We start from the raw sequence: 11,676 nt of genomic DNA on the forward strand, positions 1-11,676 counted from the left end.
TTAAAATCTCATCTTTTAAAACAGGAAACAATGAAAAATTCTCGTCTTAAATCTATTTATAATGAAACTTTTTCAGGTTTAAAACTATTTTACAGAGATACAGACTTGCCTGAAAGCTTAATTTTAAATTATAAAGTTGGTCAAATAATTCAAGAAAAAGGATTTACTGATATGAGCTCTTTAAGCGGTGGACTTTCTGGAAATTGTAGATATATAATTGCAAGTGCTCATGCGAAAGACTTATCTATATTCAATTCCGATTCAGCAAAGATCGGGCATTTCCTACTAGACACTATTGCTTATTTTAAAGTATTAGACATCCAGACAATCGATGACAAAACGCAAATTTTTCTTTTAAACATTCCTGACAATTCACTAACGCTTTTTAAAAATTCATCTTCAAACCTAGAAGAAGAAATTACAGAAGAAGCAAGAGATAGTTTTATTAACAAAAGAAACAATCTGTTGATTCCAGAACTACAAACTAAAGACTGGAAAGAAAAAACAAAAACTCCAATTGGAATAGATGATACTGGTGAAATGTTTTTTAATGATTCTAAAATCAAAACAGAATCACCAAAAAGAATAGAAATAGATATGACTAAGAAAACAATTGAGGTAAATAAAAAACCTTGGTGGAAAATATGGTAAAACTTCACACCTAAAAAATAACAATTCGCTAAATCATATTAATTAATGAAACAAGTTTTATTAGTGGTTTATTCTATAATTGTATTAGGATGTTCCAATCATCAAACTTTTATTTTAAATGATACCGAGGCAAACAAATATTTTGTTTCAGAATCAATCTACCATGCTATTAAAGAAAATCAGATTGATAAATCTCCTTTGATTGTAATAAATGGAATTCCTTTTGAATACAACAAAAAACAAGATACTATATTATTACCTCTTAAGAAATCCGATATCCTAAATTTAGAATTCTTAAACCAAAATAGTAGCCGCATAATATATAATGAAAAAGAAAATGCTGGCGCCATCATAATAACTGCAAGAATTAAAGACTAATAAGCATATAAATCGTTTTCGTAACTTATTGCTATATAATTGTGAAGGGGTACTCTATTAGAAACTAATTTCAGTATTTTTGTTGTTTAATAACCAAATTTTCAATTCAAACAAAAAAATGGCTTTAAACACAACAAACCCAACTGGGACTGAAGCGTGGAAAAATCTACAAAACCACTATAACGCAATTAGCGAAACAACGATACAAGAATTATTTCAACAAGATGTTGCTCGTGTTGAAAAATTCAATTTACAATGGAATGACATTCTACTAGATTATTCTAAAAATAACATCAATCAGGAAACTATCTCCCTTTTATTAGAATTAGCGAATTCAATTGGATTAAAAGATGCTATTTCTCAATATTTTGGTGGAGAAACCATTAATCAAACTGAAAACAGAGCTGTTTTACATACTGCTTTACGCGCCAAGCAATCAGCAGTAATAAAAGCAGATGGACAAAATGTGATTCCTGAAGTTTATAATGTGAAGAACAAAATAAAAGCATTTACCCAAGAAGTTACTTCAGGCATTAGAAAAGGATACACAGGAAAAGACTTTACTGATATTGTAAACATTGGTATTGGCGGATCTGATTTAGGCCCCGTAATGGCTGTTGAAGCTTTACAATTCTACAAAAATCACTTAACAACCCATTTTGTTTCAAATGTAGATGGTGATCACGTTAATGAAGTTATCAAAAAACTAAACCCTGAAACAACATTATTTGTAATTGTTTCTAAAACATTTACTACTCAAGAAACGCTAACCAATTCAGAAACTATAAAAGAATGGTTCTTAAAATCGGCTAGTCAGGAAGATATTGCTAAGCATTTTGTTGCTGTATCAACTAATATTGAAAAAGTTACCGAATTCGGAATTAATCCTGATAACATTTTCCCAATGTGGGATTGGGTTGGAGGACGTTTTTCTCTATGGAGCGCAGTTGGTTTAAGTATAAGCTTAGCTGTTGGATTTGATAACTACGATGAATTATTAAATGGTGCTTATGAAATGGACGAACATTTCAAATCAGCTGAATTTGACCAAAATATTCCTGTAATATTAGCTTTATTAAGCGTTTGGTACAATAATTTTTTCGGAGCCGAAAGTGAAGCTTTAATTCCTTATACACAATATTTACAAAAACTAGCTCCTTATTTACAACAAGCAACTATGGAAAGTAACGGAAAAAGTGTTGGCCGTGACGGAAAACCAGTAAACTACCAAACCGGAACTATTATTTGGGGAGAGCCTGGAACAAACTCACAACATGCATTTTTCCAATTAATACACCAAGGAACAAAATTAATCCCAACAGATTTTATCGGATACATAAAACCATTATACGGCAATGAAGACCACCATGATAAATTGATGTCTAACTTCTTTGCACAAACTGAGGCTTTATTACATGGAAAAACTGCAGCACAAGTTCAAGCCGAATTTGACAAACAAGGTATTCCTGCAGACAAAGCAGCATTTTTACTACCTTTTAAAGTATTTACAGGTAACAAACCCACAAACACAATATTGATCCAGAAATTAACTCCAAAATCCTTAGGTTCATTAATTGCCTTGTATGAACACAAGATATTTGTTCAAGGAGTTATATGGAATATATTCAGCTTTGATCAATGGGGAGTTGAATTAGGAAAGCAATTGGCTAACTCTATACTTGATGAAATCAATACAAAAACAGTGAAGAATCACGATAGCTCTACTTCTTTCTTACTAAATCATTTCTTGAAAAATAAGTAAGCACTAGAAAGATTATAGTTCACAATACATAAAAGCTTATTGATTCATATGTAATCAATAAGCTTTTTCTTATAATACTAATCCTCAGTATATTCTGTTTATCTAAATTTAACATCAGCTCCCAATTTCCTACCTTACCATATTAGCATTTTAACAAATAATCAGGTCAAAAATTCAAAAAAACATTAATTTTCTTATTATAAACCAATAAAATCGTTTTAATACTCAAGAGATTACGCAAAACATTATTTTCTTAACGTTTTGATAACATAATCCGATTAATTTGTTATAATTTTGCCAAAAACAATTAACTAAATAACAAATGAAGACAATGAAAAATTGGTTACTCACAGGACTATTGTTCATGATAGTTTCAACCGTATTTTCTCAAGGAAAAATCACTGGTATTATTACCGATGGTTCAAATTCTTTACCAGGAGCTAACGCTGTTGTTAAAGGGTCAACTGATGCTGGTTCTAGCAATTTTGATGGTAAATTTACGATTACAACTTCAGTAGCATCTGGAGAAGTAGTTATTTCTTACCTAGGTTACGATTCTAAAACAGTTAAATTTTCTCTTTCTAAAGGAGGAACTGTTAATTTAGGAACTATCATTTTAACTTCAAACTCTAACCAATTAGATGAGATTGTTGTAAAAAGCACTATAGTTGATATTGCTAAGGACAGAAAAACTCCTGTTGCTGTTTCTACTATAAAAGCTTCAGAAATTCAAGCAAAATTAGGAACTCAAGAATTTCCTGAGATCTTGAGAAATACACCTTCAGTATACGCTACAAAAGGTAGTGGTGGATACGGAGATTCAAGAATTACCATTCGTGGATTTGACCAAAAGAATATTGCTGTAATGGTAAATGGTATGCCAATTAACGACATGGAAGGCGGAACTGTTTACTGGAGTAACTGGGCTGGACTTTCAGATGTAACTTCAGCAATGCAAGTACAAAGAGGTTTAGGTTCATCTAAACTTGCCGTATCTTCTGTAGGAGGAACAATAAACATTGTAACTAAATCTTCTGATATGAAAGAAGGTGGATCTTTTTCTTCAGGATTTGGTAATGCAAATTATTTAAAACTACAAGGTTCTTACAATACTGGAAAATTAGACAACGGTCTTTCTGCTTCTGTTTTATTGTCACAAACTCGTGGAGACGGATATGTAAATGGAACAGAATTTGAAGGTACTAATTATTATGTAGCTTTAGGATATTCTACAAAAAACAACAAACATGATTTCCAATTTACTCTAACCGGTGCACCACAATGGCACAACCAGAGATCTTCAAACATATCAATTGAAACTTACCAAAAATATGGTTCTGTTGACAACCCAAACACAAGATATAATGCAGATGCAGGATATTTAGATGGAGAATCGTACAATATTAGAAAAAACTACTATCATAAACCAATTGCTTCTATCAACTGGGATTACAAAATAAACGAAACTACAAAACTTTCTAGTGTATTGTACGCTTCAATGGGTCGTGGTGCTGGAGCAAGTGCAGCAGGTGGTATTAGAGGAAAAGCTTACAGTGATGCAACAGCATTCAGAACTGCTAATGGATTAGTAGATTACGATAAAATTGTAGCTTACAACTCTGGAAAACCAGTTTTCATTAATGGCTTTACTGGACCTCAAACTAGAGCTCAAGTTACACTTGCTGATGGTAGTAAAGTTTACCAAAACACATTCTCTTCAGGATCAAGTGCTACCACTCCTGGTGCTGCAAGCTCAGGAACTTCAGGAATCTCACAAACTGCATCTATCAACTCACATGACTGGTTTGGTGCTGTAATTAATTTAAATAAAAAATTAAGCAACACATTAACTTTAGATTTTGGAGTTGATGCTAGAACTTACAAAGGATATCATTTTACTGTATTAAATGACCTATTAGGTGGAGATGAATTTTACGATACATCAATCAAAAGCTTACAGCCAGGAGGTAGACGCCTTACAACTGAGTACTCTACAGACGTTCAATGGAATGTTTTCAAAAAAGTAGACTATGAGAAAATTTCATTCAATAGTACTGGAAATGTAAGATGGTACGGGGCTTTTACTCAACTTGAGTATTCTAAAGATAACTTAACTGCATTTGTTGGGACAATATAAGAACAAGGATACAAAAGAGAAGATAACTTCTTATACGATCCAGCTGTAAATCCTGAATTAGCTTCAACAGACTACAAAAATATAGTAGGTGGAAACGTGAAAGGTGGAGCAAATTACAACATTAATGAGAAAAACAATGTATATGTGAATGCAGGTTACTACTCAAAACAACCGTTTTTCAACGCAGTTTACCCAAATAACGAATCTACAGTAAACCCTAACCTTACTAACGAAAAAATCATTGGTTTTGAAGCTGGATACGATTCGTTCTCGTTTCTTCAATGCTACTGTTAACGTTTATAACACAACTTGGAATGATAGATACTTAAAAGGTAAAGCTCTTCCAACTAGTGTCAAATACCCTTCAAATACTACTTATACAGAATACGTAGGTCTTAATGAAGTTCACTCAGGAATTGAATTTGAAGGAAGTTCAAATTTGACTGAAAAATTAAAAATAATGCAATATTATTAGGGATTTGGGAATACAAAGGAAATGCAACTGTAAATGCTTATTTACAGGCAGACAATACTCCAATTCCAGAATTCACAGGGACTACAGTTTACATTGACAAAGTAAAAGTTGGTGATGCTGCACAAATAACAGCTTCTTTAGGTGCATCTTACGAAGTACTAACAAGAGTAACATTAGATGCAAACTACAATTTTAATGACAAATTATACGCAGGATTAAGCCCAGTAGATTTTACTTCTCCAGACAATAAAGGAGCTTTAGAATTACCTTCTTACGGAATATTGGATGCTGGTTTCTCTTACCAGAAAATGCTTTTAGGTAAAGACAAAGACAAATCAATGAACTTTAGATTAAACGTAAACAACGTTTTAGACAAAGTTTACGTTGCTGAATATTAGAACTGATCCTTTCGCAAGCGATAACTTACCTGTAGCTGCAGGTCAGCCAGAAGGTTCTAAAGGAACTTACCGCTTCTAATGGAATGGTTTATGACGGACTTGCAACTACCAACCAAGTATTCTTTGGTTTCGGAAGAACTTGGAACTTTACATTAAGTTATAATTTCTAATATTTAGAATCAAAATAATTATCAAAAACGGCATTGGCTTTTAGCTTAATGCCGTTTTTTTATGTCATAATTTTGTTTATATTTGTTTAAAAAACTCAAGTTCTATGTACGATTTCATACAAAAATTCCACTCTGGATGGGCATATATTGTCTTTAATCCTTCTATTAGTTGCAGTTGTAAATGCCATAAGATGGTTTTTCTTCAAAAAAAGAATTCACATCTACAGATCGTAAGATTGGTCTTTTTGCTTTAATTGCAACTCATACACAATTATTAATAGGTTTGATTCTTTATTTTATTTCTCCACTTGGTAAAGCTGCTTTTGGACAAATGTCAAACGCAGAACTTAGACTTACTTCATTAGAGCACCCATTAATAAATATAATAGCAATCATTTTGATAACTATTGGTTGGTCAAAACACAAAAATTTAATCACAAGTGAATCTAAATTCAAAACATTTTAATTTTCGGCTTAGGATTACTACTGATTTTAAGTAGATTACCGTGGAATTTATGGTTCTAAAAACACAAGTAAAGCCCTAATTACAGGGCTTTTTTTTATTTTCGGCATATTATTTGTGTACGTCATCACCTTAAAAATAAAATTTATGAGTAATAAAACAACTATCATACTTTCTATCCTTATCATTACTTTTTTAAGTTGTGGTTTTTCATATATTACGAGTCAAACCAAACCCATTGATCCTAAAATAACACAGGATAGCTTAAAAAATCCAAAGAACAAAACAGTTGCCTCTCCTACTAATACAGAAAAAGACTCTATAACTATAGATAAAAATTCCAAATTAAAAATATACAAAAAATCCGCTCACGCTTCCTACTATGCTGATCGTTTTAATGGACGAAAAACTGCAAACGGGAATCGCTTTCAATAACAATAAATATACTGCTGCTCACAAAAAACTCCCTTTTGGCACCAAAGTAAAAGTAACAAATGAAGCCAATGGAAAATCTGTAATTGTAGAAATCACTGACAGAGGTCCATTTGTAAAAACACGTGATATCGATTTATCTAAACGTGCTTTTATGGATATTACCAAAAACAAAGGTGCAGGTGCAATGAAAGTAACTATTGAAACAATAGAAAAAATTAAATAAACTTTCGAATACTCATCCATAATTCCAACATGTAACGCTTCATGATAGTTATTAAAAGATAACGCATCCTCAATATCTTTAATAGTAAAGCCAAGACTTGTCGTGAATTCATTGTACGATTTAAATACTTTAGCATTATAATCTTCCTCGGTTTTATTTATAGTTTCAAAAAGTAACGATTAATTCCCTCAAGTTCTGCTTGCGATATATCTCCTTCAGGCTTGGTTCCTTTTCTATATTTTTCCACCAATTCATCTGAAACCATCATTGGCAACCCTGATAATTTATAAACCAGAAGTTGTTGTGTAACAACAATATGTGCAATATTCCAGAATTCTATTATTATTAAAACCCTCTGGGATTTTATTTAATTGCTCTAATGAATAATTCTCTAAAAATTGTGATGTCAATTTTCTACTGACTATAATTGTTTCAAATGTTTGATTCATGATTTTGTTTTTTTATAAAAATAAACATTTTGAATATTAAAATAGTTTTCTTTGTACTCAAAATTCCGACACTATGAATAAAATATACTACCTCGCCTCTTGCGATACTTGTCGCAAAATAATAAAAGGACTACCTAAAGATATAGATTTGGTACTTCATAACATCAAGCAAAATCCAATTACTGAAACTGAACTTGAAGAAATGTACCGTCTTGTTCTCGGCAGTTACGAAGCACTTTTTAGCAAAAAAGCACAATTGTATAAATCAATGGATTTAAAAAATAAATCATTGACCGAAGCTGATTTCAAAAAATATATACTAGAACACTATACTTTCTTAAGTCGCCCTGTCTTTATTATTGATGAAAAAATATACATTGGCAACTCGCAACAAAATATCTTACAGGTAATGAAGGTTTTAACCAAATAACCTTCAACGGAATTACAGCAAAATCTTCATTATCTTTGCCCCTTTATATCCAATTATATGATACAATCCATGACAGGGTTTGGCAAAGCTTCTTTGCAATTACCAACAAAAAAAATTACTGTAGAAGTAAAATCGTTAAACAGCAAAGGCTTAGACCTCAATGTTAGAATGCCTTCACTTTACAGAGAAATGGAGTTGGGTTTACGCAATCAAATTGCATTAAAACTAGAAAGAGGTAAAGTCGATTTTTCTATTTTTATCGAAAGTACTTCTGAACAAACATCTACGAAAGTAAATGTTCCTATCGTGAGAATTTATATCAACCAATTAAAAGAGGTTTATCCTGAAGCTGACGAAACTGAATTGATGAAAATGGCTATTCGTATGCCAGACACATTAAAAACAGAACGCGAAGAAATTGATGAAAATGATTGGGAGCAAATTCAAACTGTAATTGAAGAGGCATTACAAAATATCTTTAAGCCTTCACGAAAAGATGAAGGCGAATCTCTTGAAAAAGAATCCAGTTAAGAATAGCTAATATTATCCGTCAAGCAATGAGCAGATGCCCTAGCTCTGGATCCGGAACGTGTTAAGCAATAGAAGCCGTTTACAAACTGCTATTTCAGAACTTAAAGTAAATGTTGATGAAAATCGTTTTGAACAAAGTAATCTATCTATCTTGAAAAACTAGATATAACTGAAGAAAAAGTACGCCTAACCAATCACCTTGATTATTTCCTGGAAACTATAAAAGGTACCAGAAGCTAATGGTAGAAAATTAGGTTTTATCACTCAAGAAATGGGCCGTGAAATTAATACCATGGGATCCAAATCTAATCATGCCCAAATGCAAAAATTGGTTGTGATGATGAAAGATGAATTAGAAAAAATCAAAGAACAGGTTTTTAAATGTTTTGTAAAAACTGAAACTAGAAAAGATATGATCAATATAAGCTTAAAGCATCATGCTTAAAGTCAAAAGCATAAGTAATGAAAAAAGGGAAATTAATCGTATTCTCAGCACCTTCTCGTTCAGGAAAAACAACCATTGTTAGACATTTATTAAGTAAAGAAGATTTAAACTTAGAGTTTTCTATTTCAGCAGCTTCTCGCGAAGCCTCGTGGAGAAGAAGTACATGGAACTGATTATTATTTTATTTCCTAGAAGAGTTTAAAAAACACATCAAAGCTGAAGATTTCCTAGAATGGGAAGAAGTATACCGTGATAATTTTTACGGGACTAAAAAGCGAAATCGAACGCATTTGGGCATTAGGTAAAAATGTTATTTTTGACATTGAGAATGTTGTCTGGGGGATTACGTATCAAACATAAATTTCCAGAAGAAACTCTTGCTGTTTTTGTAAAACCTCCAAGTATAGATGAACTAAAAATTCGCTTGAAAAAACGTTCTACCGAAAGTGAAGATAAAATTAATATGCGTATTGCAAAAGCATCTGTCAATTTAGCAACTGCTCCTCAATTTGACAAGATTATCAAGAATTATGATTTAGATACTGCCAAAGAAGAAGCGTACCAGCTGGTAAAAGAATTCATTAATAAAGATAACATTCCTACGCTACAAAAAGCAATATAAAACCCAAATTATTTTAAAAGAAAAAAGTACTATTATGAATAGATTATTTCAAGTAAAAAGAAACGAAAACAACGTAGATTTTATTATTCTTATAATCCGATTATCGATTGCAACATTGATGATTTTCCATGGTTTACCAAAGTTAAATACACTTTTAGCAGGAGGTGAAATTCAATTTCCTGATCCTCTTGGAGTAGGGAAACACGCTTTCTTTAGGCCTTGCTGTTTTTGCAGAAGTTGTATGTTCATTTCTTATCGCAATAGGATTAGGCACAAGATTAGCTTCAATCCCTTTAATAATAACAATGTTAGTTGCAGTATTTGTTATTCATGGAGCCGACCCTATCGATGTTAAAGAAATGGCTATTTTATATCTATTATTTTATTTACTCCTTTTTGTAACTGGAAGTGGTAAATTCTCAATAGACAATTTCATTAGTAAAAAGAGTCGTTTTTAAGCTTAATCGCTATTATTTTAGAACAATTTGAAAGTGAAAAAAGACAAAACTACCTCATCCAGTTAAATACTGTTGTAGTTAAAGCTATTTAATCTATCAAACAAAAATTACCTTTTTTATGAAAATTGGTCTTTATTTCGGAACTTTCAATCCCATACATGTTGGGCATCTAATCATTGCCAATCACATGGCAGAACATGCCGAATTAGTAAGAGTACCGATGGTAGTCACACCTCATAACCCTCTTAAAAAGAAGAATACTTTACTCGATGACTATCATCGCTTGCAAATGGTTCATTTGGCTACTGATAGTTTTGAAAAATTAAAACCTTCGGATATTGACTTTAAACTCTCTCAGCCTAATTATACTGTAAATACATTAGTTCATTTACAAGAAAGATATCCTAATCATGAGTTTTCATTGATTATGGGCGAAGACAACTTGAAGACTCTTCACAAATGGAAAAACTATGAAAATAATTCCTTCAAAATTATGACATTTATGTTTACCCTTTAATTTCATCTGAAGTAGAGAATTTAGAGTTAAAAAACCATCCTAAAATTCATTTAATAGATGCGCCTATTGTAGAAATATCTTCTACTTTTATTCGTAACAATATTAAAGAAGGAAAAAATATTCAACCACTATTACCAGAAAAAGTCTGGGAATATATCGATCACAATAATTTCTACAAGAAGTAATAACATTAATTTGTTTTATATATAATTCGAAAAATCTTATTTAACACATAGAAACATAGATTTTATGTGTCGTTAAAAGAAAGCAAAAAGAAAAATATTTCTCTCACATAGCTAACTCTGTGCATTCAAAATAAGTGAAACGCCTATTTTTAAGAGTACAAAAACTATGTTTCTATGCGTTAAAAACAATTGTATATAACTCGCCATTATAAAATAGAAAAAAGCCTAAATGTTAATTCATTTAGGCTTTTTCTTTATTGATTAGCTAATAGTAAGTTCTTCTTTTTTTACGTTATTTCTGATTTCTGATAATGAGTGGTCGATTAATAATTTACCATCTCTAAAAACTTCTTTTAATTCTCCTTTACGTTCTTCCTCCCAAGAAACATTATCAGTTAATTGATATACGCCATCTACTAAGTCAATTTTCATTAATCCTTTGGCAGATTTCTTAGTACCGTCATCTGTAATTGGGTCTTTAAAGATAGCTCTTCCTTCGCCGTTTACTTCACCGTAAGTTGCTTTCATTGCAAATCCAAATGTATCTCTAGTATTGTATTGATACGTAAACGAACCAATTCCTAGAACCACATTTGTAGAAGCAAAGCCTTTAGATTTTAATCTTTCACAAATTTGAGTTGCTCTGGCTACAGTAGATGCTCTTCACCGTATATTGCCCCAATTTGAGGTACTAATTCTTTATATCCTTTGCTATTTGTAGTTCCTCCAAAAACGTCCCAGATTAACTCAATAACACCTTTCTTTTCTTCTTCTGTTTCCCGTTTCGATTACCACAAATAATATCAACAGGATCTCCACTATCTGGTCTAATTTTCTGTTCCTTCTACTCGAAATAATTTCTTCTTTTAATCGAGGCAAATAATCCGTTAATACCTTCCACAAATCCCAAGTATCTGCAACTATAGAAACGATCCCTTTAGGGTACA

General features: G+C 31.7%; 7 protein-coding genes and 7 pseudogenes. 12 read left to right on the forward strand and 2 right to left on the reverse strand.

The genetic code is table 11. From position 1 onward, the window contains the following. Positions 1 to 30: 30 nt before the first annotated feature. The 7 genes and pseudogenes from AC1RYN_RS03625 (at position 31) to AC1RYN_RS03655 (ending at position 7,092) form a co-directional block, all read left to right on the forward strand. On the forward strand, positions 31 to 651 hold the full coding sequence (locus tag AC1RYN_RS03625; RefSeq protein ID WP_481805872.1) for a hypothetical protein: 621 nt from the start codon (positions 31 to 33) through the stop codon (positions 649 to 651). A 45-nt stretch (positions 652 to 696) separates the two neighbouring features. Then, complete coding sequence (locus tag AC1RYN_RS03630; RefSeq protein WP_481805873.1) at positions 697 to 1,029, forward strand: hypothetical protein; 333 nt, start codon at positions 697 to 699, stop codon at positions 1,027 to 1,029. Between the two features lie 118 nt (positions 1,030 to 1,147). Then, positions 1,148 to 2,791 (forward strand): glucose-6-phosphate isomerase, encoded by a 1,644-nt coding sequence (gene pgi / locus AC1RYN_RS03635; protein WP_481805874.1) that lies wholly within the window; start codon positions 1,148 to 1,150, stop codon positions 2,789 to 2,791. Positions 2,792 to 3,113: 322 nt separating this feature from the next. Further along, a pseudogene (locus AC1RYN_RS03640) lies at positions 3,114 to 4,424 on the forward strand (TonB-dependent receptor); the annotation flags it as partial. Between the two features lie 751 nt (positions 4,425 to 5,175). Next, positions 5,176 to 5,403, forward strand: a complete 228-nt coding sequence (locus tag AC1RYN_RS03645; protein ID WP_481805875.1) for a hypothetical protein — start codon at positions 5,176 to 5,178, stop codon at positions 5,401 to 5,403. Between the two features lie 672 nt (positions 5,404 to 6,075). Then, positions 6,076 to 6,496, forward strand: a pseudogene (locus AC1RYN_RS03650) (hypothetical protein). 85 nt (positions 6,497 to 6,581) lie between these two features. Further along, positions 6,582 to 7,092, forward strand: a pseudogene (locus tag AC1RYN_RS03655) (septal ring lytic transglycosylase RlpA family protein). A gap of 284 nt (positions 7,093 to 7,376) precedes the next feature. On the opposite strand, the gene AC1RYN_RS03660 reads toward AC1RYN_RS03655, so the two are convergent. After that, positions 7,377 to 7,541 carry a hypothetical protein gene (locus AC1RYN_RS03660; protein WP_481805876.1) on the reverse strand — a complete coding sequence of 55 codons (165 nt, stop codon included), beginning with the start codon at positions 7,539 to 7,541 and terminating at the stop codon, positions 7,377 to 7,379. 73 nt (positions 7,542 to 7,614) lie between these two features. Between AC1RYN_RS03660 and AC1RYN_RS03665 the strand changes: the two genes are divergently transcribed. The 5 genes and pseudogenes from AC1RYN_RS03665 to nadD all read left to right on the forward strand — a co-directional run bounded on the left by AC1RYN_RS03665 (position 7,615) and on the right by nadD (position 10,729). Continuing rightward, entirely contained in the window at positions 7,615 to 7,971 is a 357-nt protein-coding gene (locus AC1RYN_RS03665; protein WP_481805877.1) for an arsenate reductase family protein, read from the forward strand. Positions 7,972 to 8,028: 57 nt separating this feature from the next. Next, positions 8,029 to 8,947 (forward strand): annotated as a pseudogene (locus AC1RYN_RS03670) (YicC/YloC family endoribonuclease). Between the two features lie 17 nt (positions 8,948 to 8,964). Then, positions 8,965 to 9,569 (forward strand): annotated as a pseudogene (gmk, locus tag AC1RYN_RS03675) (guanylate kinase). 260 nt (positions 9,570 to 9,829) lie between these two features. Further along, positions 9,830 to 10,027: a DoxX family protein gene (locus AC1RYN_RS03680; RefSeq protein WP_481805880.1), complete on the forward strand. Its 198-nt coding sequence runs from the start codon at positions 9,830 to 9,832 to the stop codon at positions 10,025 to 10,027. A gap of 118 nt (positions 10,028 to 10,145) precedes the next feature. Beyond that, a pseudogene (gene nadD / locus AC1RYN_RS03685) lies at positions 10,146 to 10,729 on the forward strand (nicotinate (nicotinamide) nucleotide adenylyltransferase). Between the two features lie 261 nt (positions 10,730 to 10,990). On the opposite strand, the pseudogene AC1RYN_RS03690 reads toward nadD, so the two are convergent. After that, a pseudogene (locus tag AC1RYN_RS03690) lies at positions 10,991 to 11,676 on the reverse strand (nicotinate phosphoribosyltransferase); the annotation flags it as partial.

Source organism: Flavobacterium sp. TC780 (assembly GCF_056783245.1).

Coding starts and splice junctions, on each gene's coding strand:
- AC1RYN_RS03625 (WP_481805872.1), top strand. CDS start 31: ATGAAAAATTCTCGTCTTAAATCTATTTATAATGAAACTTTTTCAGGT.
- AC1RYN_RS03630 (WP_481805873.1), top strand. CDS start 697: ATGAAACAAGTTTTATTAGTGGTTTATTCTATAATTGTATTAGGATGT.
- pgi (WP_481805874.1), top strand. CDS start 1,148: ATGGCTTTAAACACAACAAACCCAACTGGGACTGAAGCGTGGAAAAAT.
- AC1RYN_RS03660 (WP_481805876.1), bottom strand. CDS start 7,541: ATGAATCAAACATTTGAAACAATTATAGTCAGTAGAAAATTGACATCA.
- AC1RYN_RS03665 (WP_481805877.1), top strand. CDS start 7,615: ATGAATAAAATATACTACCTCGCCTCTTGCGATACTTGTCGCAAAATA.